Origin of the sequence: Nonomuraea sp. NPDC005692 (assembly GCF_040631115.1) — a bacterium.
Lineage (GTDB): Bacteria > Actinomycetota > Actinomycetes > Streptosporangiales > Streptosporangiaceae > Nonomuraea.
Map to the genome: position 1 here is coordinate 158,149 of NZ_JBEXYU010000004.1, position 25,881 is coordinate 184,029.

The following is a 25,881-nucleotide window of genomic DNA, read 5'->3' on the forward strand; positions in this document are numbered from 1 at the left end:
GATCGCCCGGTACCTTGTGACGTCGGTTTAAATCACTCCTTACACGGAGGTATCGGGGAAGTGTCGAGGGTCACGGTCCGCGAACGGGCGCGGTACTGGTTCGACAACACCATGTCCAGGGGGACGGCCTCGCTCATCGGCTGGCTCGCGGTGGTGTCGGTCGCGCTCATCCTCGTGGTGGCCGCGCTCACGCTCTGGCTCGCGCCCGACGAGCCCGACGGCGTCAGCGGCCCGGGGCAGGTGTTGTGGGTCGCCCTCATGCACGCCCTCACCCCCAGCAAGGTCGCCAGCGACAAGGGCTCGTTCGGCTACATGACCGTCATGTTCGCCGGGTCGCTCGGCGGCATCTTCATCGTCAGCATGCTCGTCGGCCTGCTGTCCAACGGCCTCAAGCAGAAGGTGGACCGCCTGCGCAGGGGCCGCTCGCGCATCGTCGAGTCCGGCCACACCGTGGTGCTCGGCTGGTCCGACCAGGTGTTCACGATCGTCACCGAGCTCGTCAAGGCGCACGCCAGCCAGAAGAACTCGGTCATCGCCGTCCTGGCCGACCGCGACAAGCTCGCCATGGAGGAGGACATCCGCGAGCACGTCGGCGACCTGGGCAGGACCCGCCTGGTCTGCCGCACCGGACGTCCCACCGAGCCGCGCGACCTCGGCCTGATGAACCTCACCACGGCCAGGTCCGTCGTCGTGCTCTCCCCCGAGGGCGAGGACCCCGACGCGCACGTCATCAAGATCCTGCTCGCCCTGGCCAAGCGGGCCGGCTCCCACCCGCCCGTGGTCGCCGCCCTGGCCTCCGCCCGCAACCTGGCCGCCGCCCGGCTGGCCGGCGGCGAGGACGTGCACCTCGTCGACTCCGACGACACCGCCTCCCGGCTGATCGTGCAGTCCTCCCGCCAGTCCGGCATGTCCGTCGTCTGCATGGACCTGCTCAACTTCGACGGCGGCGAGATCTACCTGCGCGCCGACGAGGAGCTGGTCGGCGCCACCTACAGCCAGGCCCTGCACGCCTACGAGACCGCCGCCGTCATCGGCTTACGCGGCCCGGCCGGCGTCGTGCTCAACCCGCCCATGGACACCGTCATCACGGCCAAGGACCAGGTCGTCGTCATCGCCCACGACGACTCCCACATCACGCTCGCCACCGGCGAGCCCCCGATCGACGAACAGGCCGTCACCACCGCCGCCGCCCCCCAGCCCGAGCCCGAACGCACCCTCCTGCTCAACTGGAACGGCCGCGCCGAGCAGATCGTGCGCTACCTGGACGGCTACGTCTCCCCGGGCTCGGTCCTGGACATCGCCGCCGACCACCCCAAGGCCGGCACCGGCCTGACCGGGCTGCGCACCCTCACCGTCAACGTCAAGGACTGCGACACCACCGACCGGTACGCGCTGGAATCCCTCGGCGTCGGCCTCTACCAGCACGTCATCGTGCTCTCCGACGACCGCTTCGACCCCCACCACGCCGACACCCGCACGCTCATGACCCTGCTCCAGCTCCGCGACATGCAGAGCACGCTCGGCGAGCACTACTCGATCGTCAGCGAGATGCACGACGAGGGCAACCGGGCGCTGGCCGAGGTCACCGAGGCCGACGACATCGTCATCAGCGACACCGTCATCGGCCTCCTGCTGGCCCAGCTGGCCGAGAACCGGCACCTCGCCGACGTGTTCGGCTACCTGTTCGACTCGCACGGCTCGGAGATCTACCCCAGGCCCGCCGCCTCCTACGTCGGGACCGGCGCCGAGGTCACCTTCGCCACCATCGTCGAGGCGGCCCGGCGCAGGGGCGAGACCGCGATCGGCTACCGCGACAACGTCTCCAGGAACGTCCCGCCGCACTACGGAATCGTGCTGAACCCCGCCAAGAGCGACACCGTCGTCCTCGGCCGGCAGGACTCGGTGATCGTCCTGGCCGAACGCTGACCCCACGGCCCCGCCCGGGAGCCGTGGGTTACCGTGTGCGGCGTGAGGACCATCGACTGGGCCGGCGACGCCATCGAGCTCGTGGACCAGACCCTGCTGCCCGGCCGGTGCGTGCGGCTGCGCGTCGAGACCGTGGCCGAGCTCGTCGCGGCGATCAGGCGGCTGGCCGTGCGCGGTGCCCCCGCGCTCGGCGTGGCCGGCGCGCTCGGCGTCGTGCTCGCCGACGGCGACCTCGGCCAGATCGCCGAGCTGCGCGCGGCCCGCCCCACCGCCGCCAACCTGGCCTGGGGCGTCGACCAGGCCGCCGCCCACCTGGACAAGGGCCGGCAGGCGGTGCTGGCGGCCGCGCTGCGGATCCGCGACGACGACATCGCCGCCTGCCTGGCCATGGGCGAGCGCGGCGCCGGCCTGCTGGAGGGCGACCGGCTGCGGATCATGACCGTGTGCAACACCGGCGGCCTGGCCGCCGTCGAACGCGGCACCGCCCTCGGCGTCGTCCAGACCCTGCACGAACGCGGCCGCCTGGCCGAGGTGCTCGCCCTGGAGACCCGCCCGCTGCTCCAGGGCGCCCGGCTCACCACCTGGGAACTGGCCAGGATGGCCGCCCCGCACCGGCTGGTCGCCGACTCGGCGGGGCCGTACCTGCTGGCCAAGGGCGAGGTGGACGCGGTGCTCATCGGCGCCGACCGCATCGCCGCCAACGGCGACACCGCCAACAAGATCGGCTCGTACGCGCTCGCGCTCGGCGCCGAACGGGCCGGAGTGCCGTTCATCGTGGTCGCCCCCGAGTCCACCATCGACGCCGCCACCCCGACCGGCGACCACATCGAGATCGAGGATCGCGACCCCGAGGAGCTCCTCACCGTCGGAGGTGTACGCCTGGCGCCCGAGGGCACACAGGCGCTGAACCCCGCGTTCGACGTGACGCCGCACGATCTGATCACCGCGATCGTGACCGAACGGCGGGTGATCAGGCCGTGAAATAGCGCGATCCCCGGACCTGTTCACCTCGCTGGCGTTACGCTCGGTCGTCCCGATATCTACTCTCGGAGAGCACTCGTGGACATCGATCTGGTGTTACGCCGCGACTGGCAGGCCCGCGCGCCCCGCGGCGCCTACACCCAGCTTGACTCGACCAAGGGCGTCAAGGTCCACTACACCGGCGGCCGGGTCGAACCCGCCATCGTGTCCGACCACGCCGGCTGCGTCTCCCTCGTGCGATCGATCCAGGGCTATCACATGGACGGCAACGGCTGGATCGACATCGGCTACAGCTTCGTCGCCTGTCCGCACCGGAAGGTGTTCGAGGGGCGGGGGCTGCATCATCTGCCGGCGGCCAACGGTCCCGGGCTCAACGCCGGTCACTACGCCGTGCTCGGGCTGGTCGGCAACGCCGGGCTCGTGCAGCCGCCCGACGCGATGCTCGAGGCCGTCCTCGACGCCGTCCAGTACGTCCGCGACCGGGGCGGCGCCGGCAAGGAGATCAAGGGCCACCGCGACGGCTACTCGACCGACTGCCCCGGCGACCCCCTGTACGCCTGGATCAAGCGCGGCGCGCCCCGCCCCGGCGGCGGCACCACCCCGCCGCCGTCCAAGGGCGCGCCGCCCTTCCCCGGCCGGTTGCTGAAGTACCCGCCGGTCATGGAGGGCGAGGACGTGCGCACGTGGCAGCGGCAGATGACCAAGCGCGGCTACGACCTGACCGTCGACGGCGCGTACGGCGCCCGGTCCCGCGACGTGTGCCGCAAGTTCCAGCGCGAGCAGGGCGTCGAGGACGACGGGATCGTGGGCCCGCTCACGTGGAGGCTGGCCTGGGAGGCGCCGACGGCTGACGGGTAACCCCCGGATTACTGCGGCGTCCGGGCAGCGCCTACTATCCGTTGCATGGAACTGGCAGCGGGCTTTCCTCCCACCACTCGCGACGACTGGCGGAGGCTGGCGGTCGAGGTCCTGCGCAAGTCGGGGGTCGAGGCGGGCTCGCCGGAGGAGGCGCTGTCCAGCCCGACCTACGACGGCGTGCCGGTCGCGCCGCTCTACGACGCGGGCGACCTGCCGGGCGATCCGGGGCTGCCGGGCGCGCCGCCGTTCACGCGGGGGGCGCGGGCGCGGCCCGGCTGGGACGTCCGGCAGCGGCACGCCGTGGCCGACCCCGAGGCGGTGCTGGCCGACCTGGAGAACGGCGTCACCTCGCTCTGGCTGGTCGTCGGCGACGGCGCGATCCCGGTGGACGCGCTGCCCGCCGTGCTGAAGGACGTCTACCTCGACCTGGCCCCGATCGTGCTGGAGGCGGGGGAGCACACGCGGGAGGCCGCCGAGACGCTGTTCGGCCTGGCCGCCGCCAAGGGCGTCACGCCCAGCGGCAACCTGGGCGCGAGCGGCGGCGAGGGGGCGGAGCTGGCCGGGCGGTGCGTCGCGGTCCCGGGGCTGCGCGCGGTCATGGTCGACGCCACGCCGTACCACGACGCGGGCGCCGCCGACGCCGAGGAACTGGGCTGCTCGATCGCGCGGGGCGTGGCCGAATTGCGCACGCTCACCGGCGCCGGCCTCACGGTTGAGCAAGCGCTAGGCCAGATCGACTTCCGGTACGCCGCCACCGCCGACCAGTTCGCCACCATCGCCAAGCTGCGCGCGGCGCGCCGGTTGTGGGCCAGGGTGGCCGAGGTGTGCGGCGCCGCCGAGCACGGCGGCCAGCGCCAGCACGCCGTCACCAGCGCGGCCATGATGACCGCCCGCGACCCCTGGGTGAACATGCTGCGCACCACCCTGGCCTGCTTCGCGGCGGGCGTCGGCGGCGCGGAGGCGGTCACCGTGCAGCCGTTCGACGCCGCGCTGGGCCTGCCCGACGCCTTCTCCCGGCGCATCGCCCGCAACACGCAGTCGCTGCTGCTGGAGGAGTCGGGGATCGGGCGGGTGGCCGACCCCGCCGGCGGCTCCTGGTACGTCGAGCGCCGCACCGAAGACCTGGCCGAACGCGCCTGGGCGTGGTTCCAGGAGATCGAGGCCGCCGGCGGCGTGGCGGCCGCCGGCGAGCTGATCGAGCGGCGCGTCGCCGCCACCCGGGCCCGCCGCGACGACGACATCGCCCACCGGCGTTTCCCGATCACCGGCGTCAGCGAGTTCCCCGACCCCGGCGAGAAGCCGCTGCGCCGGCCACCGGCCCCCGCCGGGCGGCCCGTGGCCCGCTACGCCCAGGAGTTCGAGGCGCTGCGCGACGTCGCCGACGCCCTGCCCGAGCGTCCCAAGGTGTTCCTGGCCACCATCGGGCCGGTCGCCGCGCACACCGCGCGGGCCTCCTTCGCCGCCAACCTGTTCCACGCCGGCGGCCTGGCCACCGAGACCGCCGGGCCGGGCGCCGACCCCGAGCAGATCGCCACCGCCTTCGCCGTGAGCGGCGCCGCCGTCGCCTGCCTGTGCTCCACCGACAAGCTGTACGCCCAGCACGCCCGCGCCGTGGCCGCCGCCCTGCGGCACGCGGGGGCGAGACGCGTCTGGCTGGCGGGGAAGGGAGACTACGAGGGCGTGGACGCCTGCCTGTACGCGGGGTGCGACGCGCTCGCCGTGCTCCGTCAGACGTTCGAGGACCTGGAGGTGCTGCGATGATCCCCGACTTCTCGGGCGTCCCGCTCGGGCCGGGGGCCGGCTCCGGCGCGGAGGCCGTCCCCGGGGGCGAGGTGTGGGAGACGCCGGAGGGCATCGGGGTCAAGCCGCTCTACACGGCCGCCGACCTCGACGGGCTCGACTTCCTGCGCACCTATCCCGGAGCGGCCCCGTACCTGCGCGGGCCCTACCCCACCATGTACGTCAACCAGCCCTGGACGATCCGCCAGTACGCGGGCTTCTCCACGGCCGAGGACTCCAACGCCTTCTACCGGCGCAACCTGGCGGCCGGGCAGAAGGGCCTGTCGGTCGCCTTCGACCTGGCCACGCACCGGGGCTACGACTCCGACCACCCGCGCGTGGCCGGCGACGTGGGCATGGCCGGGGTGGCGATCGACTCCATCTACGACATGCGGCAGCTCTTCGACGGCATCCCGCTCGACCGCATGTCGGTGTCGATGACCATGAACGGCGCGGTGCTGCCCGTGCTCGCGATGTACATCGTGGCGGCCGAGGAGCAGGGCGTCGCGCCGGAGGAGCTGGCCGGGACCATCCAGAACGACATCCTCAAGGAGTTCATGGTCCGCAACACCTACATCTATCCGCCGGCCCCCTCGATGCGCATAATCTCGGATATTTTCGCTTATACGAGCGAAAAGATGCCGAAATTCAACTCAATCAGCATTTCTGGTTATCACATCCAGGAAGCCGGGGCGACCTGCGACCTCGAACTCGCCTACACCCTCGCCGACGGCGTCGAGTACCTGCGCGCCGGGATCGCCGCCGGGATGGACGTCGACCGGTTCGCCCCCCGGCTGTCGTTCTTCTGGTGCATCGGCATGAACTTCTTCATGGAGGTCGCCAAGCTGCGCGCCGCCCGGCTGCTGTGGGCCAAGCTGGTGTCGCGGTTCGGGGCGGCCAACCCCAAGTCGCTGAGCCTGCGTACGCACAGCCAGACCTCCGGCTGGTCGCTCACCGCCCAGGACGTCTTCAACAACGTCGCCCGCACCTGCGTCGAGGCCATGGCGGCCACCCAGGGCCACACCCAGTCGCTGCACACCAACGCCCTCGACGAGGCGCTCGCGCTGCCCACCGACTTCTCGGCCCGCATCGCCCGCAACACCCAGCTGCTCCTGCAGCAGGAGTCGGGCACCACCCAGGTGATCGACCCCTGGGGCGGCTCCTACTACGTCGAGCGGCTCACCCACGACCTCGCCGAGCGCGCCTGGGCCCACATCGAGGAGGTCGAGGCGGCCGGCGGCATGGCCAGGGCCATCGAGGCGGGCCTGCCCAAGCTGCGCATCGAGGAGGCGGCGGCCCGTACCCAGGCCCGCATCGACTCCGGCCGCCAGCCGGTCATCGGGGTCAACAAGTACCGCGCCGCCGACGACGAGCCCATCGAGGTGCTCAAGGTCGACAACAGCGCCGTACGCGCCCAGCAGCTCGACAAGCTGGCCCGGCTCCGGGCCGAACGCGACGGCGAGGCCGTGCAGCGCGCGCTCGACGCGCTCACCAAGGCCGCCGAGAACCCCGCGCCGGGCCTGGAGGCCAACCTGCTCAAGCTGGCCGTGGACGCCGCCCGCGCCAAGGCCACCGTCGGTGAGATCTCCGACGCCCTGGAGCGGGTGTTCGGCCGGCACGCCGAGCAGGTGCGTACCATCTCCGGTGTGTACCGCGACGAGTCCGGCCCCGCCGAGGCCATCGAGCGCGTCCGCCGCGCCTGCGCCGACTTCGAGCGGGACGAGGGCCGCCGCCCGCGCATCCTGGTCGCCAAGATGGGCCAGGACGGCCACGACCGGGGCCAGAAGGTGATCGCCACCGCCTTCGCCGACCTGGGCTTCGACGTCGACGTCGGCCCGCTGTTCCAGACGCCGGAAGAGGTGGCCAGGCAGGCGGTCGAGGCCGACGTGCACATCGTGGGCGTCTCGTCGCTGGCGGCCGGGCACCTCACGCTGGTGCCCGCGCTCCGGAGTGCCCTGGCCGACCTCGACGCCGGGGACATCATGATCGTGGTGGGCGGCGTCATCCCGCCGGGCGACCACGACGAGCTGCGCGCCGCCGGCGCCGCCGCCATCTTCCCGCCGGGCACGGTGATCGCCGACGCCGCCCTCGACCTGCTCCGGACGCTCACCGGCCGCCCCTGACCCTATGGGCGGCCCGCCCGGGTCAGAGGGCGTCGTCGCAGATGGTGACGGCGATGGTGCGCTGGCGGGCCACCGGCGCGGTGATCCGCAGCGTGATGCTGTGGGGGCCGGCGTCCGTCAGCGCGGTCGGCGAGGTCAGGTGCCGGGGGCCGTTCTCGGCGACCGTGGCCGAGGAGCGGGCGGTGACCGTGCCGTCGACGATCCAGGTGTAGCGGAGGGTGACCGGGTCGCCGGTTCTGGTCACCGCCGCCTGGAGCCGTACCGTGCCGTCCCAGCAGTCGCCGTTCCTGGTGCCGCCGGACGGGCGCAGGGGGGTCAGGGTGAGGCGGTCGGGGGCCGGGGTGGTGCCGGAGGTGCTCTCCTCCTGCGGCCCGGGGACGGGGGTGCGGGTGTGCCGCGGGCGTCGCGTGGGGGAGGTCGTCGTGGCGGGGGTGGGTGCCGGGGTGGGGGCGGTGGTCACGTCGGCCACGTGGGTGGCCTTGGGCGTGGGCGTCGAGGGAGTGAGCCAGACGATGGCGCCCGACAACACCAGCACGGACACCCCGGAGACCCCGGCGACCATCGCCGTCTTCACCCGCCGCCGCACCCTGACCTTGGGCGCGGCCCCCGGCTTGGCGGCCTGCGCGGCCGGGGCCTGCGGTTGCGGGGGTCCCCCGTGGGGAAGGGGCGGCGTGCCCGCGACCAGGCGCAGCCCGGTCGTCCCCGACGCGGCATCCGACCCCCCGGAGGCCGCCGGGCGGGCCGACGCCCCGGTGGGTGCCGGGTGGGTCGGGGGGCCCGGCGGTGACGGGTGGGGCGAGGGGCCGGAGGTGGCCGAGGAGGTGGTGAGCAGGTGGCGGAGGACGTCGGCCATGGGCGGGCGGCGGGCGGGGTCCTTGGCCAGGCAGGCGAGGACCACGCCGAGCAGCGGCTGCGGCAGGTCGCCGGTGCGGGGTTCGTCGTGCAGGATGCGGTTGATCACCGCCGGCAGCGAGTCCTCGCCGAACGGCGGCATCCCCGTCGCCGCGAAGACGATCACCGACGCCCACGCGAACACGTCCGCGGCCGGGCCCGCCTCCTGCCCCGAGAGCTGCTCGGGCGCCATGTACGCGGGCGTGCCCGTGATGGCGCCGGTCGCGCTCACCCCCGTCCCGAACGCCGCCGAGACGCCGAGGTCGGTCACCCGCGGACCGTCCGGCCCGAGCAGCACGTTGGACGGCTTGAAGTCGCGGTGCGCGACGCCCGCCCGGTGCGCGTCGGCCAGCGCCGTCGCGGTCGTCACCGCCAGCCGCCGCAGCTCGTCCGCGCCGCGCAGCGCGCCGGTCTCCTGGAGGGAGGGCCCGTCCACGTACTCGGTCACGACGTACGGGCGGCCCCTGACCGAGGCGTCGAGCACCCGCGCGACGCAGGACGGCTCCACGGCACGCGCGGCGGCGATCTCCCTGGCGAACGGCTCACCGGCGGTGACGCCCTCGGCGAGCACCTTGACGGCCACCGGACCGCCGTCGCGCCCGCGGGCGAGGTAGACGACACCGTGGCCGCCCGCGCCGAGCCGTCCGGCCAGCCGGTAGGGTCCCACCGCCGCCGGGTCGCCCTCGCGGAGGGGTTCGACGTTGGGCATGAGGGGAGTGACTCCTGTGACGGCTGTGATCAGAACTCCAGCACCTTACTGGCAAATAACGGGACTTGTCAGAAGTTAGGCTGATCAATGAGAAAGAAAGGGGTGAACCGCGTGCGCTCGCTGGAGGACTACGCCCAAGGCGTACGGGCAGGCTCCCGTACGTGGATCGCCCGCGCGATCACCCTGGTCGAGTCGACCAGACCGGACCACATGGCGCTGGCTCAGCGGCTGCTCGTCGAGCTCACCCCGCTGTCCGGCCGGGCCCGCCGGGTCGGCGTCTCGGGCGTGCCCGGCGTGGGCAAGTCCACGTTCATCGACGCGCTCGGCACGTACCTCACCGGCCAGGGGCGCCAGGTGGCCGTGCTGGCCGTCGACCCCTCCTCGACCAGGACGGGCGGCAGCATCCTCGGCGACAAGACCCGGATGGCCCGGCTGTCGGCCGATCCGGCCGCGTTCATCCGCCCGTCGCCGACCTCCGGCACGCTCGGCGGCGTCACGAAGGCGACCAGGGAGGCCATGGTCGTGGTGGAGGCCGCCGGGTTCGACGTGGTGCTGGTCGAGACCGTCGGGGTCGGGCAGTCGGAGACCGCCGTGGCCGACATGGTGGACACGTTCCTGCTGCTCACCCTGGCCCGTACCGGCGACCAGCTCCAGGGGATCAAGAAGGGCGTGCTGGAGCTGGCCGACGTGATCGCGGTCAACAAGGCCGACGGCGAGTACGAGCTCGCGGCCAGGAAGGCGGCCAGGGAGCTGGCCGGAGCCCTGCGCATGCTCCGCTCGGACGCCGGGCCGCCGCCCGTCCTGACCTGCAGCGGGCTCACCGGGGACGGCCTGGAGGAGCTGTGGCGGCGGGTCCTGGCCCATCAGGACTCGCTGGACCTGGCCGCCAAGCGCCGCCGCCAGCAGGTGCAGTGGACCTGGACGCTGGTCCGCGACCGCCTGCTCGCCGAGCTGCGCCACGACCCCGAGGTGGCGGCGATCACGGCGGACGTCGAGCGGGAGGTGCTGGCGGGGGAGCTGACCCCGGCGCTGGCCGCCGACCGCCTGCTGTCGGTGTTCAAGCGGCCCTGACGGCCGGCGGCGGTCGCCGGGAGCTGTCCACTCCCCGGAGGAACAGACTTGCGCCTGGGGGAGAAATATCCGTATCCGCAGCGTCATCTCCGATCCGACGGCTTGAGCGGGACATGTCACGATGTCGCGCAACCGACGTGGGGAGAAGCGCAGATGTGTGCGGAACCGATGCTGCCCGAAACGGTCGCGGGGGCCCTGGAGGAGTACGGTCGCCTGCTGGCCGAGCACGGCATCACCTGGGGCGAGCCGGAGATCCACTACGTGAAGTTCTTCGCCAGGCGCAGGGTGCTGCCGCCCTCGCTGTTCGGCACGTTCTGGCGCCTGGCCTTCGAGGAGGCCGGGCGGCTGCACCGGGGGCAGCCGATCGACCGGCTGGCCGCCCACCTCGCCGAGCCCGACTACGACCGGGTGCTGCGCGACACCCTCGCCGGCGAGCTGCCGCCGCACCTGACCGCGCTGCGCGTCGGCCCGGACCGGATCGAGCTGCGGGGAGCGCCGATCACCGTCCTGGCCCCGAGGGCGCCTTCGGGCCCGCGCTGGGTGGGCGAGGTGCCGGTCGCGGGCGCCCGGCCCGCGAGGGCCGTTGAGGCCCCGCCGCCGCCGTCCGGACGCGGCGCGGAGAAGATCTTCCTGCTCGTCGACTCCTCCCGCGACACCCCCTGCCCGGTCAGCGTGGACGACGCCCAGCGCGAGCTGGCCCCCCACGGGGCCTGGCTGGTCGAGGCCGACGCCGGCAGCGTGATCGTGGCCGACGGGCAGCGCGTCCGGCTCGATCCCCTGCTGCGCCCGGTGCCCGCCGCCCGGCTCACCCTGGTGGCGGGGGAGCCGTGCCGGTGGAGCGTCGCCTCCCGGGACGGCCGCGGCTGGTACCCGCCCGGCGTCCCGGCCCGTCACGACTACCACGGCAGGCCCTACTTCCACGGTGACGGCCGCACGCTCGACGTCCCGGCCGAACCGCTGACGATCACCGTCACCAGGGGCATGGAGTACGCCGAGTCCACCCTGGACGTCACCCTGGCCCCGGGCGAGGAACGCCTGCTCCGGCTCTCCCCGGAACGCCTCTACGACGCCGCCGCCCGCGGCTGGTACGGCGGCGACCTGCACGTCCACCTCAACTGGGCCGGCGACCTGGTGGGCCTGCCCGCCGACGCGGCCGCCGCCCAGCTCGGCGAGGACCTGCACGTGCTCAACCTGCTGGCCGGGAACGTCTCCGGGCCGCGCGTCTACGACCGGGAGGCCCTCGACCACTGGGCGGGGGCGGACCTGCCCTGGTCCGACGCCACCCACCTGGCCCGCATGGGCGTCGAGTACCGCAACGATCTGCTCGGCCACGTCTACGCCTTCGCCCCGGAGCGCGCGCCGGGCCGCTTCCACACCGGGTTCGCCGGCGACGCCGACTGGCCGCCGAACGCCGAGGGGCTGCGGGAGCTGCGCGGCCTCGGCGCGCTCCTCGGCTACAGCCACCCCTTCGCCACGCCGCTCGCCGACGGCGATCCGCCCAGGGCAGTCGTCTCCCCGGTGCCGCGCAACTGCGCCGCCCGCGAGCTGGTCGCCGACGCCGCGCTCGGTCTGGTGGACAGCCTCGACGTGCTCACCCACGCCTCGATCCCGTCCACGGCGGCCGTCTACCGGCGGCTGATCGGCGCCGGCAACCGGCTCGCCGTCACCGCCGGGACCGACTCGATGATCTCCTTCACGCGTTCGGACAACCAGTCCAACCCGCCCGGCTGGGCCCGCGTCTACGCCCGGGTGGAGGGCGAGCTGACCGCCCGCGCGTTCGCCGACGCGGTACGGGCGGGCCGCACGTTCGCCACCACCGGCCCCTGGCTGGAGCTGACGGTGGACGGGCACGGCCCCGGCCACGTCATCGACGCCCGCCCCGGCGACCACGTCCGCGTCACCGCCACCGCGATCGGCCCGGAGGTGGCCGCCGTGCGCGTCCGTACGGCCGAGGGCGTGCGCGCGGGCGCGGAACGGCTCCCGGCCGACGAGCGGCGCCCGGACGGCGAGGAGCGGCTGACCGTGACGGCCGACCTGCGCGTGGACGAGCCGACGTACGTGGTGGCCGAGGTCGTGTGCGACCCGCACCCGCGCACCATGACCGGCACCGGCTACGCCCTGACCAGCCCCGTCTACGTGGACATGGCCGGCCGCCGGGTGGCCAGGCGGGACGACGTGCGCTGGTGCCTGGAGTGGCTGGACCTGCTGGAGGAGCTGATCAGGTCGCACGCCCGCCTGACCGCCCCCGGCCAGCTCGCCGACCACGTCGCCCTGCTGGACCAGGCCAGGGAGGTCTACCGGGGCCGCCTGTCCTGACCTCCCGCGGTTCCCGTCCGCCCGCGCGATGCCTGACCCCGCGCGGTCCCTGAGCGACGCACGAGGCCCGGCCCCCGCAGGATTCTGGCCGCCTGTGCTAGATTTTGGCCATGCGGTCAGAAAATCAGTCGGGCGGCCAGAAGGCGCGCTCGTTCATCGAGGAGGCCAGGCGGGCGCAGATCATCGCCTCGGCCGTGGAGGTGATCGCCGAGGTCGGGTTCGCCCAGGCGTCGCTGGCGCGCATCGCCCGGCACGCGGGCATCAGCAAGGGCGTCATCTCCTACCACTTCGCCGGCAAGGAAGAGCTGATGGAGGAGGTGGTCAACAGCGTCTACGGCGAGATCGCCGCACACGTCATGGCGCGGATCGAGGGCGTCGAAGGGCCCACCGCGATCGTGCGCACGCACATCCTCGCGGTGGCCGAGCACATGCGCGACCACCGCACCCGGCTCAAGGCCCTCGGCGAGATCTTCTACAACCTGCGCACCGCCGACGGGGAGCCGCGCTACGGCGTCAACGCCAACGACGAGCTCTACCAGGTGATGGAGCAGATCTACGCCTACGGCCAGTCCAGCGGCGAGTTCCGCGACTTCGACCGCCGCGTCATGGCCATCACCCACTTCTCCGCCATCGACGACATGTTCGCCTACTGGGTGGCGAACCCCGACCACGACCTCGACGCGCACGCCGCGGAGCTGGCCGACCTGTTCGAGAGGGCATGCAGGCGATGAAGACCGAGACCGGTACCAGACTCTTAGCCGTCGACAACCTGCGCGTGCTGCTGACCGTGCTGGTCGTCGCCCATCACGTCGCCGTCACGTACGGCAACATCCCGCTGTGGTACTACACCGAGCCGGCCGCCGACCCCTCCGGGACGGCGCTGGACATCCTGGTGGTCTTCAACCAGGCGTTCTTCATGGGGTTCTTCTTCCTCATCTCCGGCTTCTTCACCCCCGGCTCCCACGACCGCAAGGGCGGGCGCGCGTTCGTCCGCGACCGGCTGGTCAGGCTCGGGGTGCCGCTGCTGGTCTTCCTCGTGCTGCTGCGGCCGCTGCTCACGATCGGCGAGCACGGCATGCCGTTCTGGAAGTGGTACATCGTCTCGTGGGACCCGGGGCCGATGTGGTTCGTCGAGGTGCTGATCGTCTTCGCCCTGCTCTACGCGTGGTGGCGGCGTGCGGGCCGGTCCGGCGGCCAGGCGGCCGGGGCGCCGAGCCTCAAGGGGGTCGTGCTGTTCACTCTCGGGCTGGCGGCGGTCACGGTCCTGTGGCGGATCCCGGTGCCGCAGGGCACGTACGTGCCGGTGCTCGGGCTGCCCACGCCCTACTTCCTGCCGCAGTACGCGGCGATGTTCGCGGCCGGCGTGGTCGCCTTCCGGCGCGGCTGGTTCGAGGCGCTGCCCGGGCGGGCCGGGCGGGCCGGGTTCGTCGTCGCGGGCGTGGCGAGCGTGGTGCTGCTGCCGCCGGCGGCCCTGACCACCGGCCTGGTCGCGGTCGCGGTCACCGCGCTGTGGGAGTCCGTGTTCGCCGTCGGCATGATCGTCGGCCTGGTGGTGCTGTTCAGGGAGCGGTTCGCCCGGCAGGGGCCGCGCGGCAGGTTCCTGTCCGGCAACGCCTACGCGGTCTACGTCATCCACCCGCTGGTGCTGGTCGCCGTGGCCTGGGCGGTGCGGGGGCTGCACGCGGCGGCGGTCGTCAAGTTCGCCCTCGTGCTGGCGGTGTCGCTGCCGTTGTGCTGGGGGCTGGCGTACGCGGTCCGGTCGCTGCCGGGGGCCAGGCGGATCCTCTGACCGCGGGCTTGACTTTGGGCCTTGCCGGGCCCTCGGCGGCGTGCCACCATCGCGCTAACTCTTAGGAAACTTTCCTAAGAGATTTCGTGAAGGGAAGTGATCGGGGTGCGCCGGAGCCTGACGCTGTTCGCCGCCGCGCTGCTGGTGGCGGGCGTCCTGTCGGCCGTCGTGCCGGCCCCGCCGGCCGGGGCGGCCACGTGCGCGACGCCGTGGAACGCCTCGACGGCCTACAACGGCGGCGCGGTGGTGTCCCGTGGCGGGCACAACTGGTCGGCCAGGTGGTGGACGCAGAACGAGACCCCCGGCACCGCCGCGGTCTGGACCGACCAGGGCGCCTGCGGCGGCGGCGGTACCCCCACGCCCGGCTGCGACCACCCGAACTGGGTGGCCGGCCGGTACTACGCCACCGGCAGCATCGTGCGATACACCGACGGCAACTACTACATCGCCGTCCACGACAATCCCGGCTACGACCCCGTGATCAGCACCTGGTACTGGGACCCGTACGCGTGCGACGGCGGCGGCGGGCCCACCGACCCGCCGGACCCGGGAGGCTTCGTGGTGAGTCAGGCCCAGTTCGACCAGATGTTCCCCGGCCGTAACTCCTTCTACAGCTACAGCGGCCTGACCACGGCGATCGCCGCCTTCCCCGCCTTCGCCGGGACCGGCTCCGCCACCGTCAGGAAGCAGGAGGCCGCCGCCTTCCTGGCCAACGTCAGCCACGAGACCGGCGGGCTGGTCTACATCGTGGAGCAGAACACCGCGAACTACCCGCACTACTGCGACGCGAGCCAGCCCTACGGCTGCCCGGCCGGGCAGGCCGCCTACTACGGCCGCGGGCCCATCCAGCTGAGCTGGAACTTCAACTACAAGGCCGCCGGCGACGCCCTCGGCATCAACCTGCTGAACGACCCCTGGCAGGTGGAACGGAACGCGTCCGTGGCCTGGAAGACCGCGCTGTGGTACTGGATGACCCAGAACGGCCCCGGCACCATGACCCCGCATGACGCCATGGTCAACAGCCGCGGGTTCGGCGAGACCATCCGCAGCATCAACGGCAGCCTGGAGTGCAACGGCGGCAACCCGGGCCAGGTGCAGAGCCGGGTCAACGCCTACCAGCGCTTCACCCAGATCCTCGGCGTCGCCCCCGGCGGCAACCTGTCCTGCTGACCGCCTCCCCGGCGCCCGATCAGGCCGGCCGCGCTCCCGCGGGGGCGTGGCCGGCCTGATCGGCCGGCGCGAGCCGTTCGGTGGTCTCCAGGTAGCCGCGCAGGGCGTGCCGGGAGCGGGTGAGCGTGTCGATCTGCTCGTCGAGGCCGCGCAGCCGGGTGCGCAGCGTGTCCAGCAGCTCGGGGCAGGGCACCAGATCGGGGTCGGGGCCCGTGACGCAGGGCAGCAGGTACGCGATCTCGTCGGTCGACAGCCCGGCGTCGAGCAGCTTCCTGATCTGGGCCACCGTCAGCACGGCCCCGTCGTCGTACTCGCGGTAGCCGCTGGCGCGGCGGCTGGGCTCCAGCAGGCCCTGGGCCTCGTAGTAGCGCAACTGGTGCGGGCGGACGCCGGTCCGCCGGCTCAGGTCACCGATCAGCATGGCCGTCCCCCTTGACCTTCATACCGGTCTGAACGTTGACGATTCTCCCATAGCTGCTGAACCACCTCTTTTGGGAGAGCGACTGTGATGACGAAGGAAAGCCGTACCCCCGTGACCGTCCTGGGACTGGGGCTGATGGGGGAGGCGCTGGCCGGGGCGTTCCTGCGCGACGGCCGGCCGACGACCGTCTGGAACCGTACGGCGGCCAAGGCCGACCGGCTGGCCGGGCAGGGTGCCGTGCCGGCCGGGTCGGCGCGGGACGCCGTGGGCGCCGCCCCGCTCGTGATCGTCTGCCTGACCGGGTACGACGCCGTCCGCGAGGTGCTCGACCCGCTGGGCGACGCCCTGGAGGGCCGGGTGCTGGTCAACCTCACCTCCGGCACCTCCGCCGAGGCCCGCGACACCGCCGCGCGGGTGGCCCGGCACGGCGGCGCCTACCTCGACGGCGCGATCATGACCACCCCCGCCGCCATCGGCACCCCGGCGGCCGCCCTCCTCTACAGCGGCCCGCGAACGGCCTTCGACCTGCACGAACCGGCGCTGCGCAGCCTCGGCGGCGCGACGACGTTCCTCGGCGCGGACCACGGCCTGTCGGCGCTCTATGACGTCGGGGTGCTGAGCCTGATGTGGAACATCCTCAACGGCTTCCTCCAGGGCGCCGCGCTGCTCGGGGCCGCCGGGGTGGAGGCCGCGGCGTTCGCCCCGGTCGCGCGGAACGGCGTCGAGACCGTGGCCGGCTGGCTGGCCGACTACGCGCGGCAGATCGACGAGGGCGCGCACCCGGCCACCGACTCGACCCTCGACACGCACGTGGCGGCCATGGACCACCTCGTGCACGAGAGCGAGTCGCACAGCGTCGACGCCACGCTGCCGCGGTTCATCAGAGAGCTGGCCGGCCGGGCCGTCGCGGCGGGTCACGGCGGCGAGGGCTACACGGCGCTGATCGAGCAGTTCCGCAAGCCCTCCGGCCGGGAGTGAGACGGCGGGCCCCCGCACCGGGCTCGCCGGACGGCGGCGGGTCCTCGGGCCCGTCGCCGTCGGTCGGCGTCGTCAGGCGCCGTCGTCAGGCGCCGTCATCGGTCGGCGTCGTCAGTCGGCGTAGAAGCCGTCGAGGACCTCGGCGTGGCGTTCCTCGACGGCCTTGCGCCTGATCTTCAGGCTGGGCGTCAGCTCGCCGGTCTCCACGGTGAAGTCGCCGGCCAGGATCGCGAACTTCTTGACCGTGGCGTAACTGGCCTGGTCGGCGTTGACCTGCCGGATCGCCTTGTCGACCTCCTCGCGCATGCGCGGGTGCCCGCGCAGCGCCTCGGGGTCGGCCGGCAGCGACTCGGCCTCGGCCCACGGGCGCACGACGTCCATGTCGAGGGTGACCAGCGCCGTCACGTAGTTGCGGCGGTCGCCGTGCACGAACACGTGCGAGGCGAACGGGCAGGCGGCCTTGATCCGGCCCTCCAGGTGGGTGGGGGCGACGTACTTGCCGCCAGAGGTCTTGATCAGCTCCTTCTTGCGGTCGGTGATCAGCAGCCGGCCCGCGTCGTCGAGCTCGCCGATGTCGCCGGTGCGGAGCCAGCCGTCCGCCAGCGCCTCGGCCGTCTCCTGGGGCAGGCCGTGGTAGCCGCGCATGACGCCGCGCCCGCCGATGAGGATCTCGCCGTCGTCGGCGATGCGGACCTCGGTGCCCGGCAGCGGCGGGCCGACCGTGCCGAACCGCACCGACTCCGGACGGTTGAGGAAGCTGCCCGCCGACGACTCGGTCAGACCGTACCCCTCCAGGATCGTCAGGCCGGCGCCGTCGAAGAACTCGGCGACGTCCCGCGACAGCGGCGCGGCCCCGGAGATGAAGAAGCGGATCCGGCCGCCGAAGCGCGCCCGCAGCTTGGCGAAGACCAGCCGGTCGGCCAGCGCGTGCTCGACCCGGGTGGTGAGCGGGACGGCCGCCCCGCGCTGCCGCGCCCTGCTGACCCGCAGGCCGGTCTCCCGCGCCCACTCGAAGATGCGCAGCTTGGCCCCGCCCTCGCGGCGCACGGTGGCGACGACCGTGTTGTGGATCTTCTCGAAGATGCGCGGCGCGGCGGCCATCACGGTCGGGCGCAGCGCCCCCAGATTGTCGGCGATGCGGTCGAGGCGGCCGTCGATCGCGGTCGGCACGCCGATGTCGATCATCACCACCTCCAGCAGCTTGCCGAACGAGTGGGACAGCGGCAGCCACAGGAAGTGCAGGTCGGCGGGGGACAGGAGGCCGATCTCGCGGACCGAGCCGGCCGCGAACAGCCAGTTGTCGTGGGTGAGCTCGACGCCCTTGGGGCGTCCGGTGGTGCCGGAGGTGTAGATGAGCGTGGCCAGGTCGTCCTGGGCGATGGCGTCCACCAGGGCGTCGTAGTCGCCTTCCGCGCGGCTGACCGAGTCGAGGGTGACCACCCAGCCGTCGTCGCTCGCCGAGCCGTCGACGACGACCACGCACGTGACGTCGGGCAGCTCCTTCTGCACGGACCTGAGCTTGGCCACCTGCTCGTCGTCCTCGGCGATGACGATCGTGCTGCCGGAGTCGGTGATGACGAAGGCGCACTCGGCGGCCGTGTTCGACGGGTAGATGGTGGTGGTGGCCGCGCCCGTGGAGAGCACGGCCAGGTCGGCGAGGATCCATTCGAGCCTGGTCGAGCAGAGGATCGACACGCGCCTGCCGGGCCCCGCGCCGAGCCCGGACAGCCCCAGCGCCAGCCTGCGGACGCGCTCGCCGACCTCGCTCCACGACAGGGAGGTCCACGCCTCGCCCGACGGCACCCGGTACGCCTCGGCGTCGGGGGTGGCCGCGATCCGGTCGCGCAGCAGGGAGGGAATGCTGGACATGCCTGACCTCCTGAGGGGTGTGCTGCCGACTCTAGGACGAGTGCGCCGGATCAGTCGATGGCCGTGATCGACCTGCCGCCGGCCGGGGGCGGGCCGGCGCACGCGACCGTCCTGGACGTGCGCACCTCCCACGCGCCGCAGGCGCAGCGCAGGTAGGAGACCAGGCCCTCGGAGGTGCGGTGGGAGGAGACGAGGGTCAGGGCGAAGGGGTCGTGCGGCTCTCCGGGATGCATGACTCCAACCTGGTGTAATGGCCTTGTGCATTTCAACACTTACGGCGGCAACGGCGCCGAACTCGCCGCGGCGCTCGTCAACGCGAGCGACTTCAGCCCGGCCGCGCTGCGGGAGACGCTCACGGCCAACGCCATGTGGCGCACGGACGTCACCCCGGCCCAGGCGGCGGAGCTGGCCGCCTGGGCCCGCCGGCTGGCCCCCGTCTTCGGGGAGCCCGATCTCGGCGTCCAGGTGCGGCTGATCAACGAGCTGCTGGAGGTCACCGCCTCCAAGCCGCACATCAGCACCCACGACGGCCTGGAGCCCCACCTGCACTTCTTCTCCACCGAGGCCGACATCGTCTCCAGGGCCAAGGACACCACCGCGGGCGGGCTGGCCATGGCCGTGTGCTTCTCCGACGGGCGGCGGCTCGGGCGGTGCGACCGGACGGGGTGCGAGATCGTCTACGTGGACACCTCGCGCAACGGGCGGCGCCGGTTCTGCTCGCTGACCTGCGCGAACCGGGTCAACGTGGCCGCCCATCGCGCCCGGGACGTTGCCCGTCGGTCGTGATTTGGGTAGTATGTCGGGGTCGTATCGCCGACCCCTGGGGGCTGTTGACGTGAGGATCTGAGGCCGCGGGCACCGCGCCTACCCGCCCGGTCACGGGCTCCGTCGCGCGCACACCTCGACCTCGGCGACCTCTTCGCCCCGGTTTTTTCCAGCTCAGGCTGCCTGGTTGTCGCGCGCGCAGCGGTGTTCCCGCCAAGTCACGAAATTTCGGTTTTTGTGATGGGAGCCGCCTTATGTCTTTTTCCATTGTCGTCGATCAGGTGTCCTTCGGCTGGCCCGACGGGACCATGGTGCTCGACGGTCTCGACGCCGCCTTCCCCGCCGGGCGTACCGGGCTCATCGGGGCGAACGGGTCGGGCAAGTCCACCCTGCTCAAGGTCATCGCCGGGGAGCTGACCCCGGGATCGGGCTCGGTCTCGGTCACCGGCGAGGTGGGGTACCTGCCGCAGAACGTGCCGCTGGAGGGCGGCCGCACGGTGTCCGACCTGCTGGAGATCAGCGGGAAGCGGGCCGCGCTGCACGCCGTCGAGAGCGGCGACGTCGCCGAGGAGCACTTCACCGCCATCGGGGACGACTGGGACGTCGAGGAACGCGCGCGGGCCGAGCTCGACCGGCTCGGGCTCGGCCACGTCGGGCTCGACCGCACGGTCGCGACGCTGTCGGGCGGCGAGGCCGTCATGGTGGCGCTGGCCGCGCAGATCCTCAAGCGTCCCGCCGTTCTGCTGCTCGACGAGCCCACCAACAACCTCGACCTGGACGCCCGGCAGCGGCTCTACGCCGCGGTCTCGGCGTACCCGGGGGTGCTGGTGGTGGTCAGCCACGACCGGGCGCTGCTTGACCTCGTGGACCAGATCGCCGAGCTCCGCGACGCCGCCGTGCGCCTGTACGGCGGCAACCTGAGCGACTACGAGGAGCAGGTCGCCGCCGAGCAGGAGGCGGCCGAGCGCACGGTCAGGACCGCCGAGGGCGAGGTGCGGCGGCAGCAGCGCGAGCTGATCGAGGCCAGGACCAGGCTCGACCGGCGCAGGCGCAACGCGCGGAAGGCGTTCGAGAACAAGAAGGTGCCCAAGATCGTCGCCGGCGGGCTCAAGATGAAGGCCCAGGTGTCGGCGGGCAAGCACCGCGCGCTGCACCAGGAGCGTCTGGCCGAGGCCAGGGGCAGGCTGACCGAGGCGGAGCTGGCCGTGCGCGACGACGCCGAGATCCGCGTCGAGCTGCCCGGCACCGCCGTCCCGGCCGGCCGGACCCTGCTGACGCTGCCGCTCGACCGCCCCGACCGCCCCGACCGCCCCGACGACCCTGACGGCACGCCCGGCCGGGACGGGCTCAAGGCGCTCGACCGGCTGGTCGTCCGCGGCCCCGAACGCATCGCGCTGCTCGGGCCCAACGGGTCGGGCAAGACGACCCTGCTGCGCCGGATCGTCGAGCACGGCGCGCACGTCCCGGTGCGGTACCTGCCGCAGCGGCTCGACGTGCTCGACGACGCGCTGAGCGTCGTGGACAACGTCCGGGCCGTGGCGCCGGCGGCCTCGGTCAACGACGTGCGGGCGCGGCTGGCCCGCTTCCTGTTCCGCGGCGCGCGGGCCGACCAGCCCGTGGGCACGCTGTCGGGCGGCGAGCGGTTCCGCGCCACCCTGGCCGCGCTGCTGTCGGCCGATCCGCCGCCGCAGCTCCTGCTGCTGGACGAGCCGACGAACAACCTGGACATGTCCAGCGTGCGCCAGCTCTCCCAGGCGCTGGCGGCCTACCGGGGCGCGCTCGTCGTGGCCAGCCACGACGTGCCGTTCCTGGAGACGCTGGGGATCACCCGGTGGCTGCGACAGGATCGGGACGCGGGACTGGCCGAATCGTAATTGACGTGTGGGGATCAACCGGGCAATAGTGGGGCAGGTGGCTTCACCCCGGTTGATCTCCTGCGTTCTCGCCCTGGCGACGGTGACGCTCGCCGCCTGCTCCTCTCCGCCACCGCTGACCGGCGGTGAGCCGAAGGTCAGCGGCGTGGCGGACGGCAAGGGCGGAGCTCCCGCCGGCGACCCCGGCGGGGACCCCACGTCGGGGTCCAGTCCCAGCGTCAGCGCCCTGACGCCGGAGGCGTACAAGGGCGAGCTCGACAACAGGCACAAGGCGATGACCGGCGCGATCAGCGGGCTGGCCGGCGCGCGCGGGGTCCAGGCGCTCAACCAGCGCGTGGACAAGGCCGAGCAGGCGCTGAGCGGCGCCGCCGACGCCCTGTCCGCGATCGCCCCGCCCGCCGAGATCCGCGCCCAGCACGACGCGTACGTCACCAGCCTGCGCGACTTCGCCACCGAGCTCGGCTCCACGGCGGGCAAGGTCGGCAGCCGCGAGCTGTGCACCTCCTCGGCCGTGCTGAGCGACCTGAACACCAAGCTCACCGCCCTGAACAAGGCCGGCGAGGCCCTGCAGAGCGCCGGCGACTACCCGGCCGACGTCGTCACCGTCAAGGCCGGTGGCAAGCAGAACCGGCGGCTGAAGAACGGCGCGTTCGTCCGCCGGACCTCCCTCGGCGGCCGCAGCTCCCTGGAGGTCGACAACGGCGGCACCCGCGACGCCGTCGTCACGGCGGTCAGGGGCGGCGGCAAGACGTTCAGCGTGTACGTGCGCAAGAAGACCAAGTTCAAGGTCAGGGGCGTGCCCGACGGCTCGTACAAGATCTACTTCACCCACGGCGTGGACTGGGACGGCAAGAGCCGGTCCTTCAGCCGCCAGTGCAGCTTCGAGCGGTTCCAGAAGTCGGTGAAGTTCAAGACCACGGTCACCGCCACCCAGATCCTCTGGCACGACTGGCGGGTCACCCTGCACGCCATCTCCGGCGGCAACGCCCGCACCGCGCCCGTCAACCCCGAGGACTTCCCGAGCTGACCCCTCCGGAGCCGAACCCGCACACGCGAAAGGGCCGCGCGAAGGCGCGGCCCTTTTCCGGCTGCCGGGGCGATCAGGTCGAGAACAGCATGCCCACCCAGCTGCGCTGGCGGTGGTGGCCGTAGTGGTGGCCGCCGTGGTGAGGAGCGCCCCAGGCCGGCCCGGGGGCGGCGGGGGGCGGCGGCGGAGCGGTGTGGTACTGCGACTCCATGCGGGTCAGGGTCTCCAGCTCGCCATAGTCGAGGAAGATCCCACGGCAGTTGTCGCACTGCTCGATGTGGACGCCGTTGCGCTCATATGTCCGCATGTTGCCGCGGCACTTCGGGCACTGCATCTAAGTCGCTCTCCTTGGATCCGGGGTCTCAGGCTGAAACCTACCGCGTGCGGCCCCCGTCACGCTCGGACGATTCTGCTGCACGATTCGATTAACGCGTGCTCCACCTCGTCGAGTTCCCGGTTCTCGCGCTCGGCGTTGAACACGGCCACGGCGGCCAGCTGCACGGTAAGCGCCCTGGCCGGCAGGTCGAGCCGCTGCCAGGGATCGTCGCCCTGGCCGAGCGCGGGGCCGCCCGAGGCCAGGTAGGCGCCGAGGAAGCGTTCCCAGACGGCCGGCTCCAGCAGGCCCGCCGCGTACCAGGCGGCCGGTCGCGCCAGGTCCCAGGCCGGGTCGCCGACGCCCAGGTCGTCGACGTCGATGAGCAGCCACCGGTCGCGGCAGACGAGCTGGCCCAGGTGCCAGTCGCCATGGGTGAGCAGGCCCGGCACCGGGGCGGGCTCGGGCAGCTCCTTGAACGCGTGCCTGACGAGCTGCTCGACCGGGCCGTCGCCGCTCATCCTGGACACCGCGCGGGCGGCCCGCGCCGGGCCTCCGGCGGGCGGCATCGCCGGCACCAGCGTCAGGGGGACGGCGTGCAGCCGGGCCAGCAGCCGCGCGCCCTCCTCCCAGGGGGCGGACCCGGGATCGTCGTGGGGGACCGGGCGACCGGCCGGCCAGACGCTGACCGCGCGCCCCGCCGCCGTCAGCACCTCGGCCTCCAGCGGGGCCAGCAGCACGCCGTTGACCGCGGCCGCGGCGGCGGCCCTGAGGCGGGCGCGCAGCGGCTCCACCTCGTCGCGGGCGGAGTGGGCCTTGACCACCACCTCGCCCATCCGTAACACGACCACGTCGGTGCGTGTCTGGTGTCGCACGGGTTCGCCCGTGCCGCCGTACGCCGCGGCGATGCCCGCCAGCTCCTCCTCTAGACCCACTCGTACAGAGTATTGGGCAGTGTTGGGGGTAAATGCCGTTGTGATGGCGGGAGCGAGGGAGTGGGCGGCGCTGGCGCGCGAGTGGCTGAGGGCGAGCTCGCCGCGGGCCGCCCAGGCGATGCGCGAGCAGGATCAGGAGGCCGCCCGGCGCCGCAGGGAGCGGCGGCCGGCGGCGGGCCGGCGCGCGAGGCGCGCGGACGGTGAGGCCGCCCAGGAGCCTGCGCGGTGGGCGGTCGAGCCGGAGGCGACGGACGGTCCGGGCCAGGAGGAGATCGAGCGGGCGCGTGCGGCGCTGGCGCGCGCCACCTCGCTGGAGCGGGCGCGGGCCCGGGCGCGGCGGGAGCGGGGGCACGGGTGACATGACGGATGACGCCACCCGAGCCCTCACGAGGGCCGCCGTCAGGCGCTACAGGGCCTGACCGCGGCTACTTCCTCAGCCAGAGCATGTAGTACGGGCTGTCCCAGCGGCACTCGTACTCCTTGTACCCCTTCGTGACGAGCAGGGTGGTGCCCGCCGACACGCAGTTCTGCAGGGTGCGGTACGCCTGGTACGGGGTCCAGCTCGTGGCCGAAGCGGCGGCCGGAGCGGCGACGGAGAGGGTGCCGGCGGCGATGGTCCCGGCCATGGCCAGTGCCATGCCGAGCCGTGCGGACTTCTGTCGCATGCATCGTCCTTCCTCGTGGGCACGGCGCGGGCGCGCCGCGTTGATCATTCCCACGGTAACGCTTCTTGATCATGAAGATGCCCCTTTTGTCGATCTTGTACCTTTCGGGTGGTGGGAGATCGCGAACCGGGGTCGGTCAGACTGGGACCATGAGAATCGGTTTCGCCGTACCCCAGTCAGGGCCCTGGGCCACACCGGAGAACATGCGCCGCGTCGCCACGCGGGCCGAGGAACTGGGCTACCACGAGCTCTGGACGTTCCAGCGGCTGCTGTACCCCGTCGGCCATCCCATGGGGCCGACCTACCGCAGCGTCCACGACCCGCTGGTCACGCTGGCGCACCTATCCGGCGTCACCGGGACGATCCGGCTGGGCGTGGCCGTGGTCAACGCGTACGTGCAGCCGGTCGTGCTGGCCAAGCAGCTCGCCACCCTGCAGACCCTCTCCGGCGGCCGGGTCAGCGCCGGCGTCGGGCTCGGCTGGGTGCCGGAGGAGTTCGAGGCCGCGGGCGTCGGCATGGAGCGGCGCGGGCGCAGGGGCGAGGAGTTCGTCGAGCTGCTGCGCAAGGCGTGGACGGACGACGTCGTCGAGCACGACGGCGAGTTCTACCGGGTGCCGGCCGCTCACATCGACCCCAAGCCGGCGCCGGGCCCGCCGCAGGTGCTGCTGGGCGGCACCGCCGAGGTCGCGCTGCGCCGGGCCGGCCGGCTGGCCGACGGCTGGATCAGCTCCAGCAGGGAGGACCTGTCGGCGGTCGCGGGCCGGATCGGGCTGATCAACGAGACGATCGACGGCGCCGGGCGCGACGCGGCCGCGTTCCGCTTCGTGTGCCGCGGCGTCACGCAGGTGCGGCCCGCGGGCGCCGAGGACGTCCGCCAGCCGCTGACCGGCACCTACGAGCAGATCAGGCAGGACGTCGCCGCCCTGGCCGCCGAGGGCGTCACGGACGTCTTCCACGACCTCAACTTCGACCGGGAGATCGTCACCGCCGACGCCGGGGAGGCGATGCGCCGGGCCGAGGAGGCCCTGGAGGCGCTGGCGCCCTAACCGCCGTAGGGGACCGTGATGATCTCCAGGTTGTGCCCGTCGGGGCCGGACCAGTAGAGCCCGCGGCCGCCGTCGTGGGTGTTGATCACGCCGGGCCTGGTGTGCCCCGGATCGGCCCAGAACGTCAGGCCGCGGCTCCTGATCCGGCCCCAGATCTGGTCGAACTCCTCCTCGCCGACGAGGAAGGCGTAGTGCTGCGGGGTCACCTCGCCCTCGGCCTGCATCACGTCGAGCGAGACGTCGTTGGCCAGCGTCACGACCCGGAACGGGCCGTAGACCGGCGCGGGCTCCAGACCGAGGACGTCGACCAGGAAGTCGGCCGTGGCGTCCCGGTCGGTGGCGGCGACGATGGTGTGGTTCAGCTGCACGGGCATG

Annotated in this window: 24 protein-coding genes; 16 read left to right on the forward strand and 8 right to left on the reverse strand. The window is 73.0% G+C overall.

What is annotated here, in order from left to right; all coding sequences use genetic code 11:
- The first annotated feature begins 60 nt into the window (after window positions 1-60).
- The 5 genes from ABZ459_RS11355 to scpA all read left to right on the forward strand — a co-directional run bounded on the left by ABZ459_RS11355 (window position 61) and on the right by scpA (window position 7,667).
- Window positions 61-1,926, forward strand: a complete 1,866-nt coding sequence (locus tag ABZ459_RS11355) for a potassium transporter TrkA (protein ID WP_357968891.1) — start codon at window positions 61-63, stop codon at window positions 1,924-1,926.
- Window positions 1,927-1,968: 42 nt separating this feature from the next.
- On the forward strand, window positions 1,969-2,907 hold the full coding sequence (gene mtnA / locus ABZ459_RS11360) for an S-methyl-5-thioribose-1-phosphate isomerase (protein WP_357968893.1): 939 nt from the start codon (window positions 1,969-1,971) through the stop codon (window positions 2,905-2,907).
- Window positions 2,908-2,985: 78 nt separating this feature from the next.
- Window positions 2,986-3,765, forward strand: a complete 780-nt coding sequence (locus tag ABZ459_RS11365; protein ID WP_357968896.1) for an N-acetylmuramoyl-L-alanine amidase — start codon at window positions 2,986-2,988, stop codon at window positions 3,763-3,765.
- A gap of 45 nt (window positions 3,766-3,810) precedes the next feature.
- A complete protein-coding gene (locus ABZ459_RS11370) occupies window positions 3,811-5,526 on the forward strand; it encodes a methylmalonyl-CoA mutase family protein (protein WP_357968898.1) in 1,716 nt (571 codons plus the stop codon).
- On the forward strand, window positions 5,523-7,667 hold the full coding sequence (scpA, locus tag ABZ459_RS11375; RefSeq protein ID WP_357968901.1) for a methylmalonyl-CoA mutase: 2,145 nt from the start codon (window positions 5,523-5,525) through the stop codon (window positions 7,665-7,667). The genes ABZ459_RS11370 and scpA overlap by 4 nt, the downstream gene beginning before the upstream one ends.
- A gap of 22 nt (window positions 7,668-7,689) precedes the next feature.
- Here scpA and ABZ459_RS11380 read toward each other — a convergent pair whose 3' ends face one another.
- A complete protein-coding gene (locus ABZ459_RS11380) occupies window positions 7,690-9,267 on the reverse strand; it encodes a protein kinase (RefSeq protein WP_357968904.1) in 1,578 nt (525 codons plus the stop codon).
- Between the two features lie 102 nt (window positions 9,268-9,369).
- On the opposite strand from ABZ459_RS11380, the gene meaB reads away from it, so the two are divergent.
- The 5 genes from meaB to ABZ459_RS11405 all read left to right on the forward strand — a co-directional run bounded on the left by meaB (window position 9,370) and on the right by ABZ459_RS11405 (window position 15,613).
- Window positions 9,370-10,338 (forward strand): methylmalonyl Co-A mutase-associated GTPase MeaB, encoded by a 969-nt coding sequence (gene meaB / locus ABZ459_RS11385; protein WP_357968907.1) that lies wholly within the window; start codon window positions 9,370-9,372, stop codon window positions 10,336-10,338.
- Between the two features lie 153 nt (window positions 10,339-10,491).
- On the forward strand, window positions 10,492-12,654 hold the full coding sequence (locus tag ABZ459_RS11390) for a CehA/McbA family metallohydrolase (protein ID WP_357968909.1): 2,163 nt from the start codon (window positions 10,492-10,494) through the stop codon (window positions 12,652-12,654).
- Window positions 12,655-12,764: 110 nt separating this feature from the next.
- Window positions 12,765-13,385 carry a TetR/AcrR family transcriptional regulator gene (locus ABZ459_RS11395; protein ID WP_357968911.1) on the forward strand — a complete coding sequence of 207 codons (621 nt, stop codon included), beginning with the start codon at window positions 12,765-12,767 and terminating at the stop codon, window positions 13,383-13,385.
- Entirely contained in the window at window positions 13,382-14,443 is a 1,062-nt protein-coding gene (locus ABZ459_RS11400; RefSeq protein ID WP_357968913.1) for an acyltransferase, read from the forward strand. Before ABZ459_RS11395 ends, ABZ459_RS11400 begins: the two co-directional genes overlap by 4 nt.
- A 105-nt stretch (window positions 14,444-14,548) precedes the next feature.
- A complete protein-coding gene (locus ABZ459_RS11405) occupies window positions 14,549-15,613 on the forward strand; it encodes a glycoside hydrolase family 19 protein (RefSeq protein ID WP_357968915.1) in 1,065 nt (354 codons plus the stop codon).
- A 19-nt stretch (window positions 15,614-15,632) separates the two neighbouring features.
- Here ABZ459_RS11405 and ABZ459_RS11410 read toward each other — a convergent pair whose 3' ends face one another.
- Window positions 15,633-16,034: a MerR family transcriptional regulator gene (locus ABZ459_RS11410; protein ID WP_357968918.1), complete on the reverse strand. Its 402-nt coding sequence runs from the start codon at window positions 16,032-16,034 to the stop codon at window positions 15,633-15,635.
- Between the two features lie 111 nt (window positions 16,035-16,145).
- Between ABZ459_RS11410 and ABZ459_RS11415 the strand changes: the two genes are divergently transcribed.
- Window positions 16,146-17,012, forward strand: coding sequence for an NAD(P)-binding domain-containing protein (locus ABZ459_RS11415; protein WP_357968920.1), 867 nt, complete (start codon window positions 16,146-16,148; stop codon window positions 17,010-17,012).
- A 111-nt stretch (window positions 17,013-17,123) separates the two neighbouring features.
- Here the strand turns inward: ABZ459_RS11415 and ABZ459_RS11420 are convergent, their stop codons facing one another.
- Window positions 17,124-18,881, reverse strand: a complete 1,758-nt coding sequence (locus ABZ459_RS11420; RefSeq protein ID WP_357968922.1) for a long-chain fatty acid--CoA ligase — start codon at window positions 18,879-18,881, stop codon at window positions 17,124-17,126.
- 50 nt (window positions 18,882-18,931) lie between these two features.
- Complete coding sequence (locus ABZ459_RS11425; RefSeq protein ID WP_357968925.1) at window positions 18,932-19,114, reverse strand: hypothetical protein; 183 nt, start codon at window positions 19,112-19,114, stop codon at window positions 18,932-18,934.
- A gap of 25 nt (window positions 19,115-19,139) precedes the next feature.
- Here ABZ459_RS11425 and ABZ459_RS11430 point away from each other — a divergent pair, with 25 nt between their 5' ends.
- The 3 genes from ABZ459_RS11430 (at window position 19,140) to ABZ459_RS11440 (ending at window position 22,547) form a co-directional block, all read left to right on the forward strand.
- On the forward strand, window positions 19,140-19,667 hold the full coding sequence (locus tag ABZ459_RS11430; protein ID WP_357968927.1) for a CGNR zinc finger domain-containing protein: 528 nt from the start codon (window positions 19,140-19,142) through the stop codon (window positions 19,665-19,667).
- 233 nt (window positions 19,668-19,900) lie between these two features.
- The gene (locus tag ABZ459_RS11435) at window positions 19,901-21,520 is read left to right on the forward strand and encodes an ABC-F family ATP-binding cassette domain-containing protein (RefSeq protein WP_357968931.1); all 1,620 of its coding nucleotides are present in this window, start codon (window positions 19,901-19,903) and stop codon (window positions 21,518-21,520) included.
- Window positions 21,521-21,557: 37 nt separating this feature from the next.
- A complete protein-coding gene (locus ABZ459_RS11440; RefSeq protein WP_357968932.1) occupies window positions 21,558-22,547 on the forward strand; it encodes a hypothetical protein in 990 nt (329 codons plus the stop codon).
- 73 nt (window positions 22,548-22,620) lie between these two features.
- On the opposite strand, the gene ABZ459_RS11445 is transcribed toward ABZ459_RS11440, so the two are convergent.
- The gene (locus tag ABZ459_RS11445) at window positions 22,621-22,881 is read right to left on the reverse strand and encodes a zf-TFIIB domain-containing protein (RefSeq protein ID WP_357968934.1); all 261 of its coding nucleotides are present in this window, start codon (window positions 22,879-22,881) and stop codon (window positions 22,621-22,623) included.
- Between the two features lie 59 nt (window positions 22,882-22,940).
- Window positions 22,941-23,795, reverse strand: coding sequence for a phosphotransferase (locus tag ABZ459_RS11450; RefSeq protein ID WP_357968936.1), 855 nt, complete (start codon window positions 23,793-23,795; stop codon window positions 22,941-22,943).
- A 43-nt stretch (window positions 23,796-23,838) separates the two neighbouring features.
- On the opposite strand from ABZ459_RS11450, the gene ABZ459_RS11455 reads away from it, so the two are divergent.
- Complete coding sequence (locus ABZ459_RS11455) at window positions 23,839-24,153, forward strand: hypothetical protein (protein ID WP_357968937.1); 315 nt, start codon at window positions 23,839-23,841, stop codon at window positions 24,151-24,153.
- 67 nt (window positions 24,154-24,220) lie between these two features.
- On the opposite strand, the gene ABZ459_RS11460 is transcribed toward ABZ459_RS11455, so the two are convergent.
- A complete protein-coding gene (locus tag ABZ459_RS11460; protein WP_357968940.1) occupies window positions 24,221-24,460 on the reverse strand; it encodes a hypothetical protein in 240 nt (79 codons plus the stop codon).
- Window positions 24,461-24,609: 149 nt separating this feature from the next.
- Here ABZ459_RS11460 and ABZ459_RS11465 point away from each other — a divergent pair, with 149 nt between their 5' ends.
- Window positions 24,610-25,506 carry a TIGR03619 family F420-dependent LLM class oxidoreductase gene (locus ABZ459_RS11465; RefSeq protein WP_357968942.1) on the forward strand — a complete coding sequence of 299 codons (897 nt, stop codon included), beginning with the start codon at window positions 24,610-24,612 and terminating at the stop codon, window positions 25,504-25,506.
- Here ABZ459_RS11465 and ABZ459_RS11470 read toward each other — a convergent pair.
- Window positions 25,503-25,880 carry a VOC family protein gene (locus tag ABZ459_RS11470; protein ID WP_357968945.1) on the reverse strand — a complete coding sequence of 126 codons (378 nt, stop codon included), beginning with the start codon at window positions 25,878-25,880 and terminating at the stop codon, window positions 25,503-25,505. The genes ABZ459_RS11465 and ABZ459_RS11470 overlap by 4 nt on opposite strands.
- Window position 25,881: the final 1 nt, after the last annotated feature.

What these genes read in the sequence shown, in the direction of transcription:
- ABZ459_RS11455 (WP_357968937.1), top strand. Translation starts at nt 23,839, where the DNA reads ATGGCGGGAGCGAGGGAGTGGGCGGCGCTGGCGCGCGAGTGGCTGAGG.
- ABZ459_RS11390 (WP_357968909.1), top strand. Translation starts at nt 10,492, where the DNA reads ATGTGTGCGGAACCGATGCTGCCCGAAACGGTCGCGGGGGCCCTGGAG.
- ABZ459_RS11460 (WP_357968940.1), bottom strand. Translation starts at nt 24,460, where the DNA reads ATGCGACAGAAGTCCGCACGGCTCGGCATGGCACTGGCCATGGCCGGG.
- ABZ459_RS11435 (WP_357968931.1), top strand. Translation starts at nt 19,901, where the DNA reads ATGTCTTTTTCCATTGTCGTCGATCAGGTGTCCTTCGGCTGGCCCGAC.
- ABZ459_RS11395 (WP_357968911.1), top strand. Translation starts at nt 12,765, where the DNA reads ATGCGGTCAGAAAATCAGTCGGGCGGCCAGAAGGCGCGCTCGTTCATC.
- ABZ459_RS11465 (WP_357968942.1), top strand. Translation starts at nt 24,610, where the DNA reads ATGAGAATCGGTTTCGCCGTACCCCAGTCAGGGCCCTGGGCCACACCG.
- ABZ459_RS11380 (WP_357968904.1), bottom strand. Translation starts at nt 9,267, where the DNA reads ATGCCCAACGTCGAACCCCTCCGCGAGGGCGACCCGGCGGCGGTGGGA.
- ABZ459_RS11400 (WP_357968913.1), top strand. Translation starts at nt 13,382, where the DNA reads ATGAAGACCGAGACCGGTACCAGACTCTTAGCCGTCGACAACCTGCGC.
- ABZ459_RS11420 (WP_357968922.1), bottom strand. Translation starts at nt 18,881, where the DNA reads ATGTCCAGCATTCCCTCCCTGCTGCGCGACCGGATCGCGGCCACCCCC.
- ABZ459_RS11470 (WP_357968945.1), bottom strand. Translation starts at nt 25,880, where the DNA reads ATGCCCGTGCAGCTGAACCACACCATCGTCGCCGCCACCGACCGGGAC.
- ABZ459_RS11410 (WP_357968918.1), bottom strand. Translation starts at nt 16,034, where the DNA reads ATGCTGATCGGTGACCTGAGCCGGCGGACCGGCGTCCGCCCGCACCAG.
- scpA (WP_357968901.1), top strand. Translation starts at nt 5,523, where the DNA reads ATGATCCCCGACTTCTCGGGCGTCCCGCTCGGGCCGGGGGCCGGCTCC.
- ABZ459_RS11445 (WP_357968934.1), bottom strand. Translation starts at nt 22,881, where the DNA reads ATGCAGTGCCCGAAGTGCCGCGGCAACATGCGGACATATGAGCGCAAC.
- ABZ459_RS11370 (WP_357968898.1), top strand. Translation starts at nt 3,811, where the DNA reads ATGGAACTGGCAGCGGGCTTTCCTCCCACCACTCGCGACGACTGGCGG.
- ABZ459_RS11425 (WP_357968925.1), bottom strand. Translation starts at nt 19,114, where the DNA reads ATGCATCCCGGAGAGCCGCACGACCCCTTCGCCCTGACCCTCGTCTCC.